At 40.8% G+C, this 22254-nt stretch carries 18 protein-coding genes; 11 read left to right on the forward strand and 7 right to left on the reverse strand.

The annotated features are described in order from the left end of the window. Positions 1–38 precede the first annotated feature (38 nt). Together ACHFIY_RS12905 and ACHFIY_RS12910 are read right to left on the reverse strand one after the other, a co-directional pair. A complete protein-coding gene (locus tag ACHFIY_RS12905) occupies positions 39–392 on the reverse strand; it encodes a type II toxin-antitoxin system RelE/ParE family toxin (protein ID WP_410846517.1) in 354 nt (117 codons plus the stop codon). Continuing rightward, positions 335–586 carry a hypothetical protein gene (locus ACHFIY_RS12910; RefSeq protein WP_410846518.1) on the reverse strand — a complete coding sequence of 84 codons (252 nt, stop codon included), beginning with the start codon at positions 584–586 and terminating at the stop codon, positions 335–337. The genes ACHFIY_RS12905 and ACHFIY_RS12910 overlap by 58 nt, the downstream gene beginning before the upstream one ends. Positions 587–755: 169 nt before the next feature. Here ACHFIY_RS12910 and ACHFIY_RS12915 point away from each other — a divergent pair, with 169 nt between their 5' ends. Both ACHFIY_RS12915 and ACHFIY_RS12920 read left to right on the forward strand, forming a co-directional pair. Continuing rightward, positions 756–2579 (forward strand): ABC transporter ATP-binding protein, encoded by a 1824-nt coding sequence (locus ACHFIY_RS12915; RefSeq protein ID WP_410846519.1) that lies wholly within the window; start codon positions 756–758, stop codon positions 2577–2579. A 172-nt stretch (positions 2580–2751) separates the two neighbouring features. After that, positions 2752–3387, forward strand: coding sequence for an LON peptidase substrate-binding domain-containing protein (locus tag ACHFIY_RS12920; protein ID WP_410846520.1), 636 nt, complete (start codon positions 2752–2754; stop codon positions 3385–3387). Here ACHFIY_RS12920 and ACHFIY_RS12925 read toward each other — a convergent pair. Next, positions 3384–4076, reverse strand: coding sequence for a Uma2 family endonuclease (locus tag ACHFIY_RS12925; protein ID WP_410846521.1), 693 nt, complete (start codon positions 4074–4076; stop codon positions 3384–3386). The two genes, ACHFIY_RS12920 and ACHFIY_RS12925, sit on opposite strands and share 4 nt — an antisense overlap. A gap of 56 nt (positions 4077–4132) precedes the next feature. Here ACHFIY_RS12925 and ACHFIY_RS12930 point away from each other — a divergent pair, with 56 nt between their 5' ends. The 3 genes from ACHFIY_RS12930 to murI all read left to right on the forward strand — a co-directional run bounded on the left by ACHFIY_RS12930 (position 4133) and on the right by murI (position 6512). Then, a complete protein-coding gene (locus ACHFIY_RS12930) occupies positions 4133–4867 on the forward strand; it encodes a type III pantothenate kinase (protein WP_410846522.1) in 735 nt (244 codons plus the stop codon). A 123-nt stretch (positions 4868–4990) separates the two neighbouring features. Continuing rightward, the gene (gene lptC, locus ACHFIY_RS12935) at positions 4991–5548 is read left to right on the forward strand and encodes an LPS export ABC transporter periplasmic protein LptC (RefSeq protein WP_410846523.1); all 558 of its coding nucleotides are present in this window, start codon (positions 4991–4993) and stop codon (positions 5546–5548) included. A 148-nt stretch (positions 5549–5696) separates the two neighbouring features. Then, on the forward strand, positions 5697–6512 hold the full coding sequence (murI, locus tag ACHFIY_RS12940) for a glutamate racemase (protein ID WP_410846524.1): 816 nt from the start codon (positions 5697–5699) through the stop codon (positions 6510–6512). A 74-nt stretch (positions 6513–6586) separates the two neighbouring features. On the opposite strand, the gene ACHFIY_RS12945 is transcribed toward murI, so the two are convergent. Further along, positions 6587–9412 (reverse strand): outer membrane beta-barrel protein, encoded by a 2826-nt coding sequence (locus ACHFIY_RS12945; protein WP_410846525.1) that lies wholly within the window; start codon positions 9410–9412, stop codon positions 6587–6589. A gap of 1579 nt (positions 9413–10991) precedes the next feature. Between ACHFIY_RS12945 and ACHFIY_RS12950 the strand changes: the two genes are divergently transcribed. The 3 genes from ACHFIY_RS12950 (at position 10992) to ACHFIY_RS12960 (ending at position 14493) form a co-directional block, all read left to right on the forward strand. Beyond that, positions 10992–11813, forward strand: a complete 822-nt coding sequence (locus tag ACHFIY_RS12950; protein ID WP_410846526.1) for an inositol monophosphatase family protein — start codon at positions 10992–10994, stop codon at positions 11811–11813. A 137-nt stretch (positions 11814–11950) separates the two neighbouring features. After that, positions 11951–12988 (forward strand): thiamine-phosphate kinase, encoded by a 1038-nt coding sequence (gene thiL, locus ACHFIY_RS12955; RefSeq protein WP_410846527.1) that lies wholly within the window; start codon positions 11951–11953, stop codon positions 12986–12988. A gap of 185 nt (positions 12989–13173) precedes the next feature. Beyond that, entirely contained in the window at positions 13174–14493 is a 1320-nt protein-coding gene (locus ACHFIY_RS12960) for a PQQ-dependent sugar dehydrogenase (protein WP_410846528.1), read from the forward strand. 64 nt (positions 14494–14557) lie between these two features. On the opposite strand, the gene ACHFIY_RS12965 is transcribed toward ACHFIY_RS12960, so the two are convergent. Further along, positions 14558–17563 carry a TonB-dependent receptor gene (locus ACHFIY_RS12965; RefSeq protein WP_410846529.1) on the reverse strand — a complete coding sequence of 1002 codons (3006 nt, stop codon included), beginning with the start codon at positions 17561–17563 and terminating at the stop codon, positions 14558–14560. Positions 17564–18142: 579 nt separating this feature from the next. Here ACHFIY_RS12965 and cysS point away from each other — a divergent pair. From cysS to ACHFIY_RS12980, 3 genes are read left to right on the forward strand one after another with little or no spacing between them, the layout of a single operon-like run. Further along, positions 18143–19666 (forward strand): cysteine--tRNA ligase, encoded by a 1524-nt coding sequence (gene cysS, locus ACHFIY_RS12970; protein ID WP_410846533.1) that lies wholly within the window; start codon positions 18143–18145, stop codon positions 19664–19666. Positions 19667–19686: 20 nt separating this feature from the next. Beyond that, complete coding sequence (locus ACHFIY_RS12975) at positions 19687–20115, forward strand: DUF433 domain-containing protein (protein WP_410846534.1); 429 nt, start codon at positions 19687–19689, stop codon at positions 20113–20115. Positions 20116–20159: 44 nt separating this feature from the next. Continuing rightward, entirely contained in the window at positions 20160–20381 is a 222-nt protein-coding gene (locus ACHFIY_RS12980) for a DUF5615 family PIN-like protein (RefSeq protein WP_410846530.1), read from the forward strand. Positions 20382–20569: 188 nt separating this feature from the next. Here the strand turns inward: ACHFIY_RS12980 and ACHFIY_RS12985 are convergent, their stop codons facing one another. Then, positions 20570–21631 (reverse strand): PA0069 family radical SAM protein, encoded by a 1062-nt coding sequence (locus ACHFIY_RS12985; RefSeq protein WP_410846531.1) that lies wholly within the window; start codon positions 21629–21631, stop codon positions 20570–20572. 52 nt (positions 21632–21683) lie between these two features. Then, positions 21684–22154 carry a 2'-5' RNA ligase family protein gene (locus tag ACHFIY_RS12990; protein WP_489685647.1) on the reverse strand — a complete coding sequence of 157 codons (471 nt, stop codon included), beginning with the start codon at positions 22152–22154 and terminating at the stop codon, positions 21684–21686. Positions 22155–22254 lie beyond the last annotated feature (100 nt).

Genomic DNA, 22254 nt, shown 5'->3' on the forward strand with positions numbered 1-22254 from the left:
GAACCCACAAAGGGAATATATATTTAGCTGTACAACAGTTATTTCCTAAACTTAAACTTTGGGTTTCTTTTAGCATGATAAATGGCCGTTATAAGTACAATATTTTGTTTAGCATTTATTGTAAACACAATTGTAAATGGAAAATCTGATACTGATGCTTCCCTAAATGGCTTTTTATAGTAACCAAAATATTGGGGATTTGCTCTTAATTGGTTTAAAATTGCTTCCACATTTGTTTTAAACCTTGCGCCTAAACCATTTTGCCTAAGCTCGTACCAAATATAAGATTCCTGATATTCATTCTCTGCATCATGGTGAAAAAGCAGATGATACATTATTTTCCCTTTTGACCTTTCAAAGCTTTTTCCGCCCTTTCTTGTACCTCTTCCCATGTAAACACTTTTGCTGTGCCATTTATAAAAGAAGCGTTTCTTTTATCCATTTCAGATACAAAAGTATCATCATCCCAACGATTAGGAGAGGCTACAATATCATCTCCTACAATTGTATATATTGCTTTTAGTTGCTTCCCCCCAGCAATCTCGATATATTGGTGCAACCTTTCTTTTATAACTGATTTTTTCATGGTATGCCTTTGAATAACAAATGTAAATATAAAATTGGCTTGAATAAATATACTTCAAATTTATAGAATTTAATGAAACGGTAATTATGATCATACACATCATTTATCCATCCCTATAACCTATACCTTTGCCCACTTTTTATATACTACTTCTTTATCAGGCAAATACATGAAAAATTATCTTGGGCTGTTGCGGTACCTGAAACCTTATAGGCGGAACATTATTTTATATTTTGGTTTTATTGTTTTTGCAGTGGTATTCAGCGTTGTGTCGCTGGCTATGCTGTTCCCTTTTATGGAAATTATTTTCAATGGCGACAAATTAATAACCGTAAAGCCAGCACTAGAGTTTTCTTCGGCTGCCGTTATCAATGTACTTCAATATTATCTCAGCCAGCTTATTATATTCCATAGCAAAATGTTTGCCCTTTCGGCGGTGTGCGTTTTTATTATCGTGTCTATATTCCTGAAAAATGCAGCGATATATATGAGCTATTATGTAATGAGCCCTATGCGCAACGGCATGATGATACAAATTAAAAACAATTTGTATGAAAAGATACTTACCCTGCCCATTGGCTATTTTACAGAGCAACGCAAGGGCGATTTGATGAGCCGCATGACCAACGACCTTGGCGAGCTGGAAAACGCAGTTACCAATACCCTTGACGGCTTGATAAAAGAACCCGTAACCATCCTTTTTTATTTAGGCACTTTAATATGGCTAAGCCCAAAATTGTCGCTGGTTTTGCTGGTGCTGTTGCCGTTATCTGGTTTTATTATTGGCCGAATAAGCAAGAGCCTGAAAAAACAAAGCAATGTTGCTGCACTAAAAAATGCCGAGAGCCTGAGCATATTGGAAGAAACATTATCGGGCATGAGGGTAATAAAAGCATTCACAGCAGAAAAAATAACGCGGCAAAAGTTCTTTGCTGTAAACGATGAACTTTTCACGGTAAAAAATAAAATGAACTTTAAACGCGACCTAGCAAGCCCGGTAAGCGAAGTGCTAGGCATTGTTGTGCTATGTATTATCCTTTGGTTTGGCGGCAGGCTGATATTGGAAAACAAAGATTTTGGCTTGAACGGTTCTGCGTTTATCATGTACATTGCCATTTTTAGCCAGATTATAAACCCGTCAAAAAGCCTGAGCACTGCTTTTTACAATATGCAGCGTGGCACTGCTGCACTGGCAAGGATTGAAGAGATATTGCAAACAACCAATACCATTGTAGAAAACCCGGAAGGCAAACAACTTCAACAATTTAACCACAACATAGAATTTAGGAACGTAACGTTTGCTTACCACGATGCCATAATTTTAAACAATATAAACCTAACGATAGAAAAAGGGAAAACCGTTGCCCTTGTAGGCAGCAGCGGTGCCGGGAAAAGCACATTGGCAGACTTAGTGCCACGCTTTCACGATGTAACTAGTGGCGAACTATTGATAGATGGTGTAAACATAAAAGACTACACGCTGGAAAGTGTGCGCAGCCAGATAAGCATTGTAACACAGGAGCCTATTTTGTTCAACGATACTATTGCCAACAATATCCTACTAGGCAAGCAAAATGCTTCTAAAGAAGCTATTATAGATGCGGCTACCGTGGCCAATGCCTATAACTTCATTACCCAAAAAGAAGATGGCTTTAATGCCAATATTGGCGACAGGGGCAGCAAGCTAAGCGGCGGTGAGCGGCAAAGGCTTACCATTGCTAGGGCAGTACTGAAAAACCCGCCGATATTAATTTTGGATGAAGCCACATCGTCCCTAGACACAGAAAGCGAACGCCTAGTGCAAGATGCCATCAACAACATGATGCAAAACCGCACCAGCATTGTAATAGCCCATCGCCTAAGCACCATCCGCCATGCTGATGAAATAATTGTGCTGCAAAAAGGCAATATAGTAGAGCGTGGCAACCATGAACAGTTGCTAGCACTAGCGGGTGTTTATAAAAGATTGATAGATATGCAGGAAGTGAAATAAAAGTCGTAAGTCAAAAGTCATCGCATTTTTTATCTAGCGAATAAAGAAAGAGGCAGAAAGTCCCAATGTAGTTAACGCATCTGGACCTTTTTGACTTATTACTTTTGACTTACCACTTACGACTTATCACTTACGACTTACCACTATTCTTCCCTAAATTTTTTTTTTAGCTATGACAAATTTTATCCCTGTTTTTCCATTGGGCATTGTGGTGTACCCTGCCGAGAAGCTAAACCTCCACATTTTTGAGCCACGCTACAAGCAATTGATAACCGATTGCTTTGCCGAGGCAAAGCCTTTTGGCATACCTACCGTATTGGAAAACGGGGTAAACGAAATGGGCACCTTGGTAGAAATTACAGAAGTAGTAGAAGTATATGATGATGGCAAAATGGACATAAAGACCAAGGGCTTGCAGGTATTTAAAATGCTTGAACTGATAAAAGAAATCCCAGAGAAGCTTTACAGTGGTGCTATTGTAACTTATCCTGAAAACAATATGCGGCAAAACAATGTGATGATGGCAGAGATAGTATTGCTGGTTAGGGAACTGCACAGGCTGTTAAACATAGAAAAAGACTTTAAGAAACAGGACAATGAATTGCTAAGCTACGATATAGCCCACCACATAGGCCTGCCAGTAAAAGAAGAATATGTACTGCATGGGCTGTTGCTGGAAGCACAGCGGTTGAAGTTTATAAAAAACCACTTGAAAAAAGTAATACCTGTAATAGCCAATACCGAGAGCCTAAAGAAAAAAATACAACTCAACGGGCATTTTAGGGAATTGGGTGGGTTTAATTTTTAACCGTTTAATATTGCCTGCAAAGCTGCTATATTTTCTTTTTTATTGAACAATGCCTTTGCATTGATGGCAAAGCCTTTAATGGCTTTGCTAGATATAATTCCATTTTTGCCTTTAAATTCCAATTGATATGTATCTTTTTCCAGCAGATACTGCTCTACAGTTTGGTGTTGCGGGTCAATAAGCCAATATTCTTCCACCCCATGCAGGGCATAATCGGTAAACTTAATGCCCCTGTCGTTCTGTTCCGTGGAAGGGGATATAATTTCTGCTATAAAATCTGGGGCAGGGAACAACATTTGATTGTCTTTAAACTGGGTGGCTTTGCCGCTTTTAAAGAAAACAATATCTGGCTCGTAGCTGTTCCTGGTTAAGGCTATCATTCGTTTTTCAGCATCGGCCTCGCCTAGTTCATGCAAGTCAACATATGCACTAATTAGCCTTGAAAGCATTATCATGCAGTTCCCGTGTATCCTTTTTACAGGCGAGTGCATAATTACTTCGCCATTAATAAACTCTGCTTTATCATCTTCGGTAATGATGTTGTAAAAATCGTTGCGCAGCTTATCCTCTTCCAATATCATTTGGTTTAGTTCCTGCACCAAAAATTTCAGGTTGGGTTTTTGTTTCCATTCTTTAGCAATGTATCCATGGCTACTTATTTTACTGCTAAAATAAAAATTATTTTCCACTATTTATCAAATAAAATGAATGTACATTTAAAAGGATAGGTACTTTAGCAGCCTGCATGAAAAGTAAAATTACCGTCTGCTTCGATTTTGGGAATACACGCCTTAAATGTGCCGTGTTTGACAATGACATACTTAAAAAAGTAGAAGTATTGAAAGATGATAGCCCGGCGACTATTGAGTATTTATTGCACCAATACAAGCCGGATGCTTCTATACTTTCCTCTGTTATTAAACACGAGCCAGCTATAGAGGACCTATTAGCAGCAAAAACAACTTTCCACAAGCTGAACCACGCCAGCAAGCTGCCCCTTACTACACCGGTAGCCAAGCCAGAAACCATTGGGGCCGACAGGCTGGCTATTTGTGCTGCAGCAGTTACTTTATTTCCCAATCAGCATTGTTTGTCTATTGGGCTGGGCACCTGTGTTACTTACAATTTCACCAACAAATACCATGAATTTCTAGGCGGCAGCATTTCCCCTGGCCTGCATATGCGTTTCAGGGCAATGCACGAGCAAACAGCCTTTCTGCCTTTGGTAAAAGCCCAGCACAATTTCCCGCTAGTGGGGTACGATACAAATACCAACCTGCAAAGCGGCGTGATACTAGGCATGAGCAAAGAGATTGATGGCATAGTAGAGGCTTACCAAGAAAAATACAACAACCTGCAAGTGTTGCTTACTGGTGGCGACATGCCCTTTTTTACTCCTCATTTAAGAAGCAAGCTACTGGCAGATCCCAATTTATTGTACCAAGGGTTGTATGCCATTAGCGAGTGCAACAATGCTTAACCAAATTAATATGAATATCTTTGTATAATTAGAAATAGCGTTCACTCGTTTTTGAAATTGTGTATTATCATGGTTCCACCAATTTTAAATCCCCTCAAAGGGCAAATATACCCTTTCAAAACCTTGCTTATTTTTTCCATGCTTGGCTTTTTGCTAGGCAGTTGCGAGAATAACATAGAAACACTGAAAGCCCTAAGCGTTCATAAAACTGGCATAGAGGAAGGGAAAAACATAGAAAGCCTAATGACAAATGGCGGCAAGGCAAATGCAAAGCTTACCGCCCCATTGATGCTCCGCTACCAGACAGACAGTGCAAAAGTAGAATTCCCCAAATCGCTACATGTCGACTTTTATGATAGTGCCACTACCGTTGAAAGCCAACTATTTGCAAAATTTGGGCGGTATTTGGAAAATGATAACCGTGTGTTTTTGAAAGATAGCGTTATTGTTTTCAACCGAAAAAAAGATACCCTTTGGTGCAATGAGCTGTACTGGGACCAAGCAAAAGGCATTTTTTATACGGATAAGCCAGTTATCATTAGCCAGCAAAGCCCAAGGCAAAAAATTTATGGGCAAGGACTGAATGCCGATCAAAATTTTAAATGGTTTACCCTGCATAAAATTGGCAGAATAAACACAGGCAAGCAAAGCTTTATTAATATTGCAGACAGCGTTTATTAATTATGAGTTATGAATTATGAGTTAGGGGTTGATAGGGGCAGGGTGTCTTGATAAATATGTAATTCGTATAATTTATCCTAATTGTGTTACATAATTCATAACTCATAATTCATAACAAATGATTTATAACTCATAACTCATAACTAAAATGGGCCCTATAGGTGTTTTTGACAGTGGTTATGGCGGGCTTACTGTGTTGAAAGAAATAGTAAGGGAACTGCCCCAGTACAGTTATTTGTACTTGGGCGACAATGCCCGTGCGCCTTACGGTTCCCGCAGTTTTGAAACGGTTTACCAATACACATTGCAATGCGTGGAATGGTTTTTTAGCCAAGGCTGCCCTTTGGTAATACTGGCGTGCAACACGGCTTCTGCCAAGGCATTGCGGAACATACAGCAAAAAGACTTGCCCAGAATTGCCCCCGAAAAAAGAGTGTTGGGCGTAATAAGGCCTACCGCCGAAGTAATAGGGCAATATACCCATACCAACAAGGTAGGCATAGTAGGCACGTCTGGCACAGTACAATCGCAGTCGTACCCACTAGAAATTGCAAAGTCCTACCCCAAGATACAAGTTTACCAAGAAGCCTGCCCCATGTGGGTACCGCTAATAGAAAACAACGAATACAACAACCCCGGTGCCGATTATTTTGTGCAGCACCATATTCAGCATTTGCTGGAACAAGATAAAGAGATAGATACCCTGCTGTTGGCTTGCACCCATTACCCACTATTAATGGAGAAGCTAAAGCAATTTACGCCCAAAGGCATTACAATAGTATCACAAGGGGAGATTGTGGCTAAAAGCCTGGCGGACTACCTGCACCGCCATCCAGAAATGGCGGCCAACTGCTTACAGGACCCTGGCATACGTTTTTACACCACAGATTCCACAAAGGACTTCGACAGCAAAGCGGCTATTTTTTGGGGAAGCAATGTGCAATCTATACATGCAGCATTTTGAGTTTTCGATATTTTTTGCCGCAAATGCACGAAAAAGCATTGAGCAACAATGTATTATCGTTTTGCCAACCCACTCTAATTCATCATCCGCCGCATCATATTGCCATTTGCACGCATCATATTTTTAAACTGCCCGGGTATGGCAGGTTGCTGACCAGCAAACTTTCGCAGGTTATAGGTAAACGTAACGCTGAAATAGCGTTGCAACACATTGGTCTGCACATCCTGCACGCTGTTGTTGGTTACGGTACGGGTAATGCTCACATTTTGGTTCAGCAAGTCGTACATGGAAAATTTAAGCTCACCATTTTGTTTTTTAAACAATAGCTTGCTAAAGCTGGCATTCCAGAGTGGCACGCTGGTGTTGTACCCCTCTGTGCGGCCAGTATAAAAGGTATAATCAAAAGTACTGCCTAGTACCCATCCCCCTTTAAAGGTATAAGTAGGCTCGGCAGACAGGCTTTGCGTAAAATAGTCCGAGTTGCTTTGCACCTGTATAGAATTTTTTACAATGTTGTAGGTAGAGGTGGCGGTCAGGTTCAAATCTAGTTTTTCTTTCAGGTTCATCGTCCACCCTATGGTTTCGCCAAGGGTGGTATTGTTGTTATAGTTAATTGCTTTATTGATGAGGCTCACGCTGCGGTTGTAACTCACATTGGTACTGAAATTCAGGTTGCTTTTTGGGTTGGGCAACTGGAAGCCATAGTTAAAATATCCAGTTGCGCTATAGTTGCCGTTTAGGTTGGCATAGGTAGTGCGCTGCGTACCCGCTTTAGCACCGGAGGTATATTGCGTGATGTCGCTCACAATGGCATGGCTCGTCGCACTAAGGTTCAGCACTACAAAAATATTGCGTACTTTAAATACATCGAAAGAAGTATAAAACACACGCAGGGAGTGTACAAAAGATTGAGATAGGTTAGGATTACCCGTTACCACATTGGTTTGGTCGCTATTGTCTGGCACGGGTTGCAATTGCGATACGCTCGGCTGGTTGGTACGCCCACTATAATTCACCCTTAGGTTGCTGGTACGGCTAAAATTATAGGTGAAGTTGGCCGTGGGGTATAAATTGGTAAAGTTTTTACGAAAGCCCGTGTCCTTGCTTTGATTGGTGCTATTGAGCGTAGCAAGCTGCACCCCACTGGTAATGCCCAAATTGTATTTTGCATTTTGGATACGGTAGCCAAGCGTTACCCGGTTGCTATAGTTTATATTTTTAAACGTGTTGGTAAGGCTGTCCACAGGCAAGGTATAGCCCGATACGGTGTTGGCATAAGTATATTTATCTGCATTATTAATCTTGTAACTATAATTATATCCAATCTCTAACAATTGGTTTTTGCCAATAGGCTCTGTGTAAGACAATGTAGTACTGATGTTTTTAGCATCTGTATTGCTATTGTTTTCTTGGTCGGCAATCCTTGTTGCCGAACCAAAAACAGTTGTGGAATAATTGCTGCCGTCACCTTTATTGCTGCTTCCGCTACCAGTAAGGTTTATGGAATAAGTGCGCCCCTTTGTTTTAAAACGGTGCCTTAGCGTGGCATCCAGCGTGCCATTGTACCCATTATTGTCGCTATTGGTTCTTTGGTCCACATTGCTTAGGTCAGTGGTTTTATTCAACGTAGTATTTGTATTGGTAGTGCTTTGGTTGCTTGTTTGCTGGTAGCTAACATTTGGGCGTATAATCAGGGAAGTGTTGCTATCTATCGGCATTTCTATGTTGTAATTAAACCGATGGTTTTGGCTTTTATTCAACGAGCCACTGGTTTGGTTTGCATCTTGCGTAGAATCTGGGTTGCTGTTAAACCGCTGCGTAAGGCTTTTAGACTGGTTGTTGATAGCCAGGTTATTGTAAAAATAACTGCCATACGCTTCTGTTTTCTTACCCCATACATCCCTGTAATTGATACCACCTGCCCATGTGGTAGTAATACCGTTGCTGCTGTTGCCAGCACCCAGCCCTTGCACCACGTTAGCAACAGCCCCGCCACCTCCTCCTCCATTGCCACGGCCACCGCCACCACGGCCTACTGCACCCAAAATATCCTGCACGGTAAATGCCTGGCGGTTTACGTTGTTCCCTTCGCCTAGTATGCTTATTTGCTGGTTATTGTTAAACACATTCAGGTTCAGGCTGCTTTCGTACCTGCCTTGGTCGCCTCCGCCTGCCATTGCCTTGCCAAAAATACCTTTCCTTTTGTCTTTTTTAGTAGTAATGTTTATTGTTTTGGTGCGTGTACCATCGTCAAAACCGCTAAATGCACTTTGGTCGCTTTGGGCATCGTATATCTGTATCTTATCTACAAAATCTGGGGGCAGGTTCTTGGTGGCCATCTTGGGGTCGTCCCCAAAAAAACGTTTGCCATCTACCAGCACACGCTGCACCTGCTCTCCTTGAGCTTTTATAGTGCCGTCTTTAGCCACCTCCACACCTGGCAATTTCTTTAGCAGGTCTTCCACAACGGCGTTGGGCTTGGTTTTAAAACTGCCTGCATTGTATTCAATCGTGTCTTTCTTTATGTTTATAGGGCTTGTTTGCACCACCACTTCGTTTAAATCTTGCGTTTTTATTTTCATGTAAATATCCCCAAGGTCTACCACGGGGTGGTCTTTACTAAACGTAGCTTTGCGGTTTATGGGTGTATAGCCTTCAAAACTTACCTGCACCAAAAAACTGCCAAATGATACGTTTTTTATCTCAAAACTGCCGTCAGCTACCGATAAGCCAAACACTTCCAGCGTAGAATCTTGCGCATCTAGCACTGTTATAGAAGCGTCTTTGAGTGATTGCTTGCCAACACTGTCTATCAACTTGCCCCTCAAAATGCCTTTTGTCTGGGCAAAAGCACTAGCAGCAAAAATGAGCATAAGGGCTAGAAGGTAATATTTATACATAAGCGAGGTATTAAAGGGGCTGCTAAAAAATCCAGTTTTTTCAATTAGTAAGCAAGCTAAAAGTATAGTTTACTGTACCGACAAAAAAATCGGTGAGCGGGAGTTTGGCAGGGTGCATAAAAGTATTCCGCTAAGCAACTGATGTTTAGCCTATAACAACCTACTATACAACCAAGGTTCATCTCAAATTGGCCTACAAAGCCCCGAAGGGGTGTCATATACAAGCGATGGGGTGCATCCAGTCGAACTGTGTGCATTTCAAATCTTTGCTTTTTATTGTCCTTAGTTTCTATTCAAAGGAGGCATGGCTAATTGATTTAGCTAGACCCCAAACCTAACCCCACCCTCGCCCAAGAAGGGAAAACGAAGGCCTAAGCGAAGATTTGAAATGTCTTTTTTTTCTTGATTTATTTTTTTTTCGAGCCTGTCTTTTTGTTTTTAACTCATTAATAATCAGCTATTTTTTGCTTTTTAAGCCTCGTTTTTTATGATAATTTAAGTGAATTTTATGATAACGTATTGATAATGGAATGATAGTTTTATGATAATGGAATAATAATTTATTGATAATAAACTGATAAGATTTTGATAGTGAATTATCATTTTCCTAAGCCTACTACCAACTGGTGCATGGGCTAAAGCTAGGGTGGCTAGTTCCTGTTTTAATGTAAAGTTGGCATGGATATGTATAAAGCCCAATATAAAAATCCTATATGGGGGAAATATGCCCCCATAGGCATCCAAAATTTCCCCCATATAGGAAAGTTGTTGAGCCGTAAAAAGCATGGCATTGACTTATATATTCCCTGCTTCTGTCAAATAAAAAACAACAAAAAACGAAATTTTGAAATGCACCCATCGAACTGGATGCATTTCAAAATTTTTCGCTTTGCTATTACAATGCTAATTCTTAGGAAGAAAACATCTGTTTGATTGCGCTGATGCCATCGGCATCAAATGTTTATAGAAGACAATTGATACACAACACACATGCGACCCCGAAAGGGTCGAAGGATAGCGGCCTTTTTGATTTCTATAAACGTAAAATCCCGACGGGATTAGCGTAGATTTATCAAAAATGCTGGAGCTATAGCGAAAAAATCCTATAAAACCAATTAGCCACGAATGCACGAATAGCACTAATTTTTTATATTAATTGGTTGTCTGTAGCTAAAGACCAGTTGCTTGTAGGGAGACTTTTATGCACCCATCGAACTTTTTTGCAAGGTGTACAATGAATAAAAACATTATTTTTGTACTAGAAATTAGCCTAACAAAACTATTTACAGCGTTAATGTACTTGTAGTAAAATAATAGTTATTTTTTTATAATATTAAAATAGTGCTTTTTCATAAATAGGGGCTTGTTTTTATAGGCAAAAAATAAGCATAAAATGCGCACAAATCACTCATAAAATAGGCACAAAATAAGCATAAAACACGCATAAAAATTTTCCTTTAGTGTTGATAATCAAAGATTTACAATAGCGGAAAGCATTTTTCAAAAATACAAAAGCAGGAAAAAAGACCCAAAAATTACAAAACCGAAACTATTTTAATAAAAATCGAAAAAACTTTTTATGCACCCAACCCTTCCTGCCATCGCTTATATTTGCACCATGATACACAAACAGACCCTGATAGAAGCAACCATGGCGGGTGCTGCTATAATGAAAGAATATTTCGACAAGCAATTTACCATCAGCAGCAAATCGGCCTTGAACGACCTTGTAACTGAGGTTGACCATAAAAGCGAGGAAGCTATTTTTGATATTATAAAAAAACGCTTCCCCGAGCATTATATTTTAAGCGAGGAATCGGGACCAATAGTGCAGGAAAGCAGTTACAAATGGATTATAGACCCTATTGATGGCACTATCAACTATGCCAATGGCATACCTATTTGCTGCGTGAGCATAGGGCTAGAAAGGAACGGAAAAATGGAAATGGGTGCTGTTTATAACCCCTTTCTAAATGAATTTTTCTTTGCTCAGCGTGGCTTTGGGGCTACGCTGAACGAAAAGAAAATACATGTAAGCGACAAAGACGAGCTTACCAAAAGCTGCTTGGTTACTGGGTTTCCTTACACCTACCTCGATGCCCCTAACGGTCCTTTGCAGGTTTTTGAAAAATTAATCCGCAAAGGGATACCGGTAAGAAGGCTGGGCAGTGCCGCTATCGATTTGTGCTGGGTGGCAGCAGGCCGTTTCGATGGGTTTTATGAACACAAGCTACAAGCTTGGGACAGTGCTGCAGGCTACTTGATTGTAGAAGAAGCGGGTGGAAAAGTTACCAGCCTAAACGGCGATTACTACGACCATTACCAGCCTGGCATTATTGCCACCAACGGCAGAATACACACAGCGTTGCAATATGCTATAAATGGGGGGGAAGTGGCTTAGTGAGTTGTCAGTTGTCAGTGGTCAGTTAAGGAAGTTGTATGTAGGGTGTATTGCATACGTCCAGTATAATTTTTCTTCTTTTTTTTCCTTAGTGCCACTTTGAGCCTTTGTGTCTTAGTGGCGAAATCTTATTTAACATGCCGGATAGCAACAGGACAGAAATAGCCGCTTTGGGCGAGTTTGGTTTGATAGAACACCTGACAAAAAATTTTGAAATACACAATGCCTCCACTGTGCTTAGCGTTGGCGACGATGCAGCCGTGATAGACCATTTTGGCAAGCAGACCGTTATTACCACCGATTTGCTGATAGAGGGCATCCATTTCGATTTGATGTACACCCCTTTAAAACACCTTGGCTATAAAAGCGTTGTTGTAAACCTAAGCGACATTTATGCCATGAACGCCACTCCTACTCAAATAACTGTAAGCATTGGCATCAGTAACCGTGTTAGTTTAGAAGCATTGGACGAGTTTTACGAAGGGATTTATGCGGCTTGCGAAAAATATGGGGTGGATTTGATTGGTGGCGATACCTCCTCTTCTCAAAAAGGTTTTATCATATCTGTTACGGCCATAGGCGAAGTAACGCCAGATAAATTTGTAAAAAGAAGCACTGCCCAAAAAGGCGACTTGATTTGTGTTAGTGGCGATGTAGGCGGCTCTTTCCTTGGCCTTACCTTGATGGAAAGGGAGAAGCAGATTTATTTGGAAAATCCAAAAATTCAACCCGACCTAGAGGGGGAGGACTACATAGTAGGCCGCTTGCTAAAGCCAGAAGCCAGGAAAGACATTATTGCCTTTTTTGCTGAAAATGATATTGTGCCAACATCTATGATGGACGTAAGCGATGGCGTAAGCAGCGAGGTATTACACCTTTGCAGGCAAAGCAGCCTTGGCTGCGTGCTGTACGAAGACAAGTTGCCCATTCATGAAGCAGCTCGCAAAGCAGCCTTTAAATTCGGGCTAGACCCAACCGTATGTGCCTTGAACGGCGGAGAAGACTATGAGTTGATTTTCACCCTGAAACAAGCTGATTACGACAAAATAACCCTGAACGAAGAAATTGCCGTGATTGGCTACATGGAAGATTTGGAAAAGGGTTGCAAGTTTATTACCAAAGGGGGCAACACGCACAACATTACTGCACAAGGATGGAACGCATTTGTAAAATAATAGTTTGTTTCTCCACTATGGCTCGAATTTTTTGGTGTAATGCTTAGGTTTGATATTCCCCCAATGAAGCAGGGGTTTCCCATACTAGCAACCTCATCCTTTAGCAGTAAACTGTCAACGCTTATACTTATTAGTATAATCCACTCATGGCATCAAATTAGTACACCTATCATAAAATGATAGACATGCAAAAAAATACACTTATCCTGTTTGTAATTACCAGCATCTTCTTGGTTTGCAATAGCTGCAAGCATTCTTCTAAAACAACCAATAACCCTACTCCTTACCGCACAACTGATAATTTGCCGCACCCTTACGATACAAAATCTATAAAAAACTTTAGTAAAGTAATTGGATGGAAGGATGGAGCAGTACCTACTGCCCCTACCGGGCTTACCGTCACCAAATTTGCAGATGGGCTTTCACATCCTCGATGGATATATGTAGGCAATAATGGCGATGTCTTTATTGCAGAATCCAACACCATTTTAAAAGGTGTTTTAAAAATTGGGGCAAAAGTTTCCCGGAAAATAAAAACACAGCATATTGGCGAAAGCGAAAACAGGATAACTATGTTCCGTGATGAAAATAAAGATGGCATTCCTGAAAAACGCTATGTATTTGCCGAAAACCTAAACCAGCCATTTGGGATGCTCATCCTAAACAATCATTTTTATGTGGGCAATACAGACGCATTACTACAATTTGATTACAAAACAGGCGATACTGCCTTAGTGGGTACTGGCAAAACCATAGTATCACTACCCGCCGGCAAGCACAACCGCCATTGGGCAAGGAATATTATTGCCAATAAAACAGGCGACAAAATATACATAGGCGTTGGCTCTGGTACCAATGTAGCCGAGGAAGGATTGGACAATGAAATAAGGCGGGCAGATATATTGGAAGTAAACCCAGATGGTACAGGCGAGAAAATTTATGCTTCTGGCCTAAGAAACCCTTGCGGTATGGCTTGGGCACCAGGCACCAATACATTATGGACAGCCGTAAATGAAAGGGATGAATTAGGTGATGAACTGGTGCCCGATTATTTAACCAGCGTAAAGGAAGGCGGCTTTTATGGATGGCCTTATTCTTATTTTGGCCAGCATGAAGATCCTAGGATGACGGCACAGCCTAGACCAGATCTTGTAAGCCAGGCAATAATTCCCGATGTTTCTTTAGGTGCACACACAGCTTCGCTAGGGTTGGCATTTTATACTAAAAAAGCATTCCCTGCAAAATACCATAATGGAGCATTTATTGCACAACATGGTTCCTGGAACAGGAAAGAATTATCAGGATACAAAGTGGTTTTCGTACCGTTTACCAATGGCAAACCATCCGGCTTGCCTGAAGATTTTTTAACAGGCTTTAAAATAGTGGGTTCAACAGATAGCGAAGTAAGAGGGCGACCTGTAGATGTTGCTTTACTAGCAGATGGGTCTATGTTAGTAACAGATGATGTAAGCAATACTATATGGCGGGTAACTGCTAATAAATAGATATATAAAATGGCCAGCAAAAAGAATTTTGCTGGCCATTTTTGGGTTTTACAGGAATGCTTATCTATTTTGTAAGCAAGCCATCCACTGTGATGGTGCCATATAAGAACGCACCAATAGTTGGGCCGCCTGCATACTGAATGTATTTGATGTTCAACAAATCAGATGCGCCTAGCTTGATGGTTGACTTAAGCGATGGCAGCTTGAAGCTCACTTGCCCATCGAATGTGCTGAAAGCACTTATATCACCTGTTACCAATGGGCTTTCCCACAGGAAGGCATCTTGCCATTTCCACACTACATTAAAACCAATGTTCTTGAATATTTCCCTGTTGCCAAAAGAAACATTGCCAGCCCAATGCGGCGTGTTGAATCCAGTTACAAATATGTCGTTGCTGCTGCCAGTGGCTATATTGTTGTAGTTGATATTGCCACCAATGATATACTTCCCAGACACATTGTAAGTTACACCCAAAGAAGCCCCATAGTTGTTGTAATCGTTCTTGGCATTGGTATAAACCCTGTACCTGTCTTGCCCTTGGCTAGCTGCGTTTCCAGTTGCAGGAGTTGCGGCTTTAGCGTCTCTATTTCTATTCAGCATAGACAATACGGCCGAATCAGTACCAACTGTTTGCCCCTTAGGTACAAACACCTGCACCTGACCCAAGAAACCATTATACACATTGGTATAAGCATCAAAGTCAATTACCAGTTTGTTGTCTAGCAATACACTCTTGTACCCAATTTCAAAAGAGGTAATTTTTTCTGGACGAGCAGTTGGCAGGTTTGCAACTTGCAACAAATTTTTGTATCTTAATGCTGCTGTGTCTGACCCTTTTGTATAGGTGTTTACAGCATCATTGAAATTAGCCACAGAAGATTGGTAGTAACTGTTATTTAAATAGTTTAAGCCATCGTTAATAAATGGCAAACTGCCTACGCGCTTTACACGGCCATTATTTACATAAGACAATGCTTCAAACAAAGAAGGGAAACGATAACCTTGCTGGAAAGTAAAACGGAAATTGTGCTGTTGGTTCACTGTGTAAACTGCCGCAACCCTTGGGGTGATTTTCGGGTCGAAATAAGGATTGTAATCATAACGTACAGAACCAAATACTTTCAATTTTTCTTTAAAGAATGTTTTGGTAACCTGTGTGAAACCACCGAATTTCTTGTAATATACATTGTTGCCATAACTGCCATTAATTTCTTTGTTACGGTCAGCTATTGAGCGGTCAAAGTCAACAAAGTTGTTGCCATCAGGTGTTATTGAATAAACCCTTGCATCACCACCAACCAACAAGTCGAATATCTTCACTTTTTTGCTTAAATCCCATTGAGCTTCTGCATGGTACAGATGGCTTTTTTGTATCAATGCCGCACCACCTGTTACAGGAGCATCAGGAATTAAACTAGATTTAATATCCCAATTGTTAATATGGCGTATAGTATCTATAAGGTTTGTGAATCGTTGTGAACCAGGTTCTGCCCTGCCTGCATCAGCTGCTATTCTTGCAAGCCTGTTTGCTTCTGCTAGATTTGCAGAAGTAAGTGGCCCATTTTTACTAACAAAACTTGTAAGTGCGTTAGTATATTTTGTAGCCCATTGCGAATTGGAACCTCCCGTATACAAATCTAGGTTGTCTGCCAAAGGTTTCACATTATATGAATCTCCAGTACTTTCTATTGATTCATAAGCTCGCACCACAAAGTCTGCTCCTTTCAACTCTATTTTATGGTTCTGTACCAGTACATTGTTCAATTGTACTTTGTTACCTCTTTGAAAAACCCCATCCATTTTACCTACACGGTAGTTATAAGATAATTCCAAACGGTCAGATAACCTGTAGTACAAGCCCGCATCAAACTTTATGTTTTTTACAGCTGGCTGTATTAAGTCTTTTTCCCAATAGCCCGTCCGTGCAACTGTAACTGGGCTTGACTTGCCATTAATGGTCTCCGTTATAGCTACTGTATTGCTGCCAGCAAGCGCATCGTCGCCATATTTGTTCCAGCCATCAAAAGCAGGGTTGTCAGCATCTGAGTTAAAAGCAGCAAAACCAGGATTAACAGAACTTGGGTTAGCCGTTTTTAAATTGTTGGTGTTTTGGTTTTTCCTTGTGTCTGCTAGCCAGTCTGTGCCATGCAGATAGCTGCCGTTTACCTTAAAGGCAAATTTGTTATTAATTGCTTGCGCATAGCGTATGGCTGTTTCTGTAAGCAAGCTGCCATCCCTGCCTGTGCCCCCCAAATGGTTCAAGCCAAATTTTTGGTAAACACACAAGCCCTGGTGCGTAAAAGGGCTTTTAGTAATCAGGTTAGCCATGCCGTTTATGGCGTTCATGCCATATAGTGCAGATGCTGCGCCGGGTGTAATTTCCACGCTTGCAATGTCTAGCTCCGTTGGCCCGATGGCGTTGCCCAAAGGAACACCAAGGGTTGCAGCTTGCATATCTACCCCATCTACCAACTGCATGAAGCGGAAGTTGTTCGGGATGTTGAAACCACGGGTATTAGGTACTTTAAAGGTAAGGCTAGAGGTAATCATCTGTACGCCTTTTACGTTTTCCAACGCATCGTAAAAACTGGGGGCTGGGCTTTCCCTAATAGCCCTGATGTCTAGTTTCTGGATAGCCACCGGCGATTTTAAAATGCTTTCTGCAACACGGGATGCAGTTACTACTACTTCCTTGCCCAGGAAACTCTGGGTAGAAAGGGCAATGTTTAATTTAGAGTCCACACTTGTTACCACAAATTCCTGTGGCTGGTAGCCTATTGATGAAAATTGAAGTGTAAAGGGGAATTTCAACTTTGTGCGAAGGGTAAACTTTCCTTTACTATTAGTAATGGTACCCGCTATTGCACCTTTTACTTGGATGCTTACACCTTCTAATGCTTCTTTTTTCTCTTGGCCTACTACTTGTCCAGATATTTCAATAACGCTGTTTTCTTGTGAAAAAGAGGTAAAATATAGCCCCATAGAAAATACAAATAATAAAAAACCTTTTGCGAAATGCCGCTTTGCTTCCTGTAATTGTTCCATAAATCCTTGTACTGTTTTACTCATGATGGTTGGTTGAGCTATTAATGAAAAAAATAAATAGTCTATTTTATTTGTAGAATAACAATGTAAGCGTTTGCTATTCAGGTATTTGTGCGAAAGAATTATGCCTCCAATGGGCAACAACAATAGTGGTAGGTATTGTATTGGCAGTTGAATGTATTATCCAAGAAAGTGATTTCTTCTCGAGCTATCAGCAAATAAGGTGAAGCACGAAGCCGAATAGGCTTTAAAGCAGTAAAATATGCCGTTTTTTGTTTCATTGGCGGCAAATATATATAACCCTACTCAAATAATAGACTTTTACTAAAAATTGTTTTTAAAATATTTTTGAAAGGTATTTGCCACGAAGACAGAAAGGGGCAATAAGGATTTAAGAAAAAGAAAGAAAAGAAGAAACTGTTTTGTGCTCTCTTATTCCCGTACAAGTTTTTTTCTTTCTGCTGCTATGGTGTTTGTAGCGTAGTAGTAAAAACATAAAGCCAATGTGGAGAGGAATTACTAATTTTCAAATGAGATTATCCATTATGAGTTATAAGTTTGCAAATTCTCTCATAACTCATCATTCATAACTCATAATTACAAATAGTGTCTTTAAAAGTATATAATTCGCTTTCTAGGAAAAAAGAAGTTTTTAATAGTATTACAGAAGGCCATGTGGGCATGTATGTGTGCGGACCCACTGTAAGTGGTGAGAGCCATTTAGGCCATGCAAGGCCGTACATTACATTTGATGTAATCCATCGCTACCTAAAACACTTGGGCTACAAAGTACGCTATGTGCGCAACATAACCGATGCAGGGCATTTTGAGGAAGAAGGACGTGAGGCAGAAGACAAAATAGCTAAAAAAGCATTGCTGGAACGATTGGAGCCGATGGAGCTGGTTCAGAAATACACCAATCTTTTTCACTGGGCCATGAATGAGTTTAACACCATTGCACCTAGCATAGAGCCTACTGCCACAGGGCATATCATAGAGCAAATTGTAATGATTGAAAAAATCATCAAGGATGGATATGCGTATGAGGTAAATGGTTCTGTTTATTTTGACGTGGAGAAATACAATATAGATTTCTCGAAAGTTGGGATGCCTTATGGCATGTTGAGCGGCCGAAACCTAGAAGACCAGCTAGATACTACCCGCGACCTGGACAACCAAGAGGAAAAACGCAACAGGGCTGATTTTGCCTTGTGGAAAAATGCGCCGCCAGAACATATTATGCGTTGGCCAAGCCCTTGGGGAGAAGGCTTCCCGGGATGGCATGTAGAGTGCAGTGCCATGAGTAACAAATATTTGGGCGACCAGTTTGACATACATGGCGGCGGCATGGACTTGCAGTTCCCGCACCACGAATGCGAGATTGCCCAAAGTGCCGTATTTAACCATAAAACAATGGCTAAGTATTGGATACACAACAATATGATAACCATCAATGGCCGGAAGATGGGCAAAAGCTACAACAATGTGATTAAGCTTAGTGAAATGTTTACGGGAGGGCATCCATTGCTGGAGCAGGCTTACCACCCTATGACCATCCGTTTCTTCATACTGCAAAGCCACTACCGCAGCACACTCGATTTTGGGAACGAAGCTCTAAAAGCAGCCGAAAAGGCCTTCAAGCGGCTGTGGGAAGCCTATTTGGTTTTGCAAAAACTAGAGGCTTTGCCATTAACCGTTGACAGTAAACAGTTAAGTGAGGATGGGGAAGATTTGAATTCTAAAGTAAACTTGTTGATTGCAGACTTTGACGAGTTTATGAACGATGATTTCAATACAGCAAAAGTATTGGCCAATATGTTTGAGCTGGTGCCCATCATCAATGGCATTAAAGACAAGCATATTCCTATAAACGCTTTAGAGCCTGCCACGTTGAAGCTGCTGCAAACACAAATGAAAGTGTATATAGAAGATGTGTTTGGCTTGAAGCATGACCAAGAAGTGGGCAACAAGCTAGACGGAGTGCTGCACCTAATGATGGCCTTGCGCAAAGAAGCCAAAGCCAATAAAGACTTTGTAACCAGCGACAAAATACGCAATGAACTATCTGCCCTGGGCGTGCATTTGAAAGACGAAAAGGATGGGGGGATGAGCTATAGCGTGGAATAATAGGTTTATATTTGAAAGGAGTGATTAAATTTTATGTTACTACTCAGGTGCAAGTTTGTTTAATCTGCCACGAAGGCACGAAGGCACGAAGACACAAAGTTTTAAGAGAGGAAGTAGAAAAGAAAAAAGAAGAAAAATTATATTATCAATGTCTTTTAAACTTCTTTTTTCTTCGTGTTTTTATGCCTTCGTGGCTAAAAAGCATATTCGATGTGGTGAGTAGTAACAATTTTATTATTTCAAGTAATTATGCAAATAATATGAACTGGCAAGAATATAGTGTTTCAGATAATCAAGTTTTGCTAGGTAAGCCTGCTATAAAAGGTACAAGGATATCTGTTGAGCTTATTTTAGAACTGCTATCACTTGGATGGACAGAACAGCAAATTTTTGAGTCATACCCAACAATTACCAAGGATTCCCTGAAAGTTGTGCTTGGATATTTATAAGATTACATTAAACAAGAACTTTATTTTTCAATTCCAGCATAATTATGTTTTTGGAAAACGAAAATTTTCCACGGCCTAGTACTATTTTGTTGAGGGAGCATGGCTATATCATAAAAAGCATACAAGAAGATTTTCCTGGTATATCAGATGATGAAGTCATAAAAATAGCTATCGAATTAAACTTGATTTTACTCACTTTGACCGTGATTATGGTGAGCTTATATTCAAGTATTCAAATAAAAAACCTCCTGCTGTTGTGTTTTTAGAGAAAAGGGTAGTTCTCCATTATTTGCTGGGTTTTCTATTTTGAAATTGCTTGCAGATGATAATTTTAAAATAAAGGATGCGTTTACTGTATAGATGAAAAGAACATACGTCAAAGTTTTTATAGGTAATCTAATAAAATCCTATAAGGTTTTTGAAATCTTATAGGACTTATCCAAAATTTGCAACCCTAAAACAATTTTCCCTGCCCACCTGGTCTTTGAAACCTGCTACTGTCCAGCTCCAAGCGCTCGTCGTTCAGTCCATAAATTTTATTGTATTTTTTGTATTGCTGGCGTACCAAATCGGCTATTGGGCCTTCGCCATGCATACGGATGCCGTAGCGGCTGTAGTTTACTTTGCCGCCATGACCCGTCTCTATCAAATGCCATACTTTGTCTGCCCTGTCGGGGAAGTTTTTATACAGCCAGTCGTGGAATATCAGCTTGATTGCCCCATTCAGCCGGATGAATGTGTAAGCACTAAAAATAGCCCCGTTTTCGCTGGCAGCTTTCATGATGCGCTGCATCTCATGCTCGTTTAGGCCGGGTATCATGGGGCCAAGCATTACGCCCATACGCACGCCTGCCTGGCTTAGTTCGCTAATTACCCTTAAACGCTGCTTGGCAGTTGTGGTGCGAGGTTCCATCACACGACGCAAGTCTTCCTCAAAAGAGGTAATGCTAACCAGCACGCTTACTAGTCTTTTGTCCGCCATTTTTTGCAGCAAGTCTTTGTCCCGCAAAATGCCAGCATTCTTGGTAATAATGCCTACTGGCTGGTTAAACTCGTTGCACACTTCCAGCAACTGCCTGGTAATCCTAAACTTCTTCTCGGCAGGCTGGTAGCAATCCGTATTACCACTAAGCGAGATGGGCACAGATTCCCATTTAGGGTGCATTAGGAACTTGCGTAGCAAATCAGGTGCATTCGTTTTCACAATTATTTTTGTTTCAAAGTCAATGCCTGCGCTCCAGCCCCAATATTCAAAACTGTTGCGGGCATAGCAGTAAATACACCCATGCTCGCAGCCTTGGTAGGGGTTCATGCTGTACATCATGCCAACATCGGGGCTTTCTACTTTGTTTACTATGCCTTTAGCATGGTCTTCAATGTAGATGGTTTTCGGGTTAGGCTCCGTCCAATCGTCTATAGATTCTATTTGGTCTTTTATGCGTTCGTTCTTCAAAAAACGGTTTCGGGGGTTGAACTGTGCGCCACGACCATTGATATAATTATTTTCTTCGTCCATGATTTTATTTTTAGCTAAACCTACTCTTTGCCTCTCCCCTCTTTTTCTCTTCTTAAAACATACTCGCCTGCACCAGCTTGGTTATTTGGTTTAGTAAGGGGAAATTAGCCACCATTTTATACCCCTTTCGTCCTTCGGCACGTTTTAGCAGCATTAACTCGTTTACCATGAACGAGGCATTAAAAGGTGTGTTGCTATATTCCAGCCAGCCTTTTTCGTATTGCCATGGCAATAATTTGTTGGCCAGTACCATATTGGCTTCTGCAATAAAATGAGGCTTATGGGTGGCATCCATTTTTAATATGGCTTGCGTTTCCTTCAATGCTTTAGACAGTTCTGCTATTTGGTTGGTGGTTTGTGTTTGTATAAAAATAGTATGTGATGGGTGGCTGCCAAAGCCATCAAGCATTATTCTGAAAGGTGAATTGCACTTGGCAATATTGCTTAGCCGATGAGTAATCCTTTGTTCTACCAATTCGTACTGGGTAAATTGCAAAAGGGCTATCTGCGGTTTTGAGTACAATGCTTGTGGGCATTGGTACGCTTCCGAGAATGTTTTCTTAAGTAATCAGACACAATTATCTTGCTATTATTTCGTTTATAATAGTATGGGCATACAAGTA

Origin of the sequence: Parasediminibacterium schistidii (genome assembly GCF_046546515.1) — a bacterium.
GTDB lineage: Bacteria > Bacteroidota > Bacteroidia > Chitinophagales > Chitinophagaceae > Parasediminibacterium.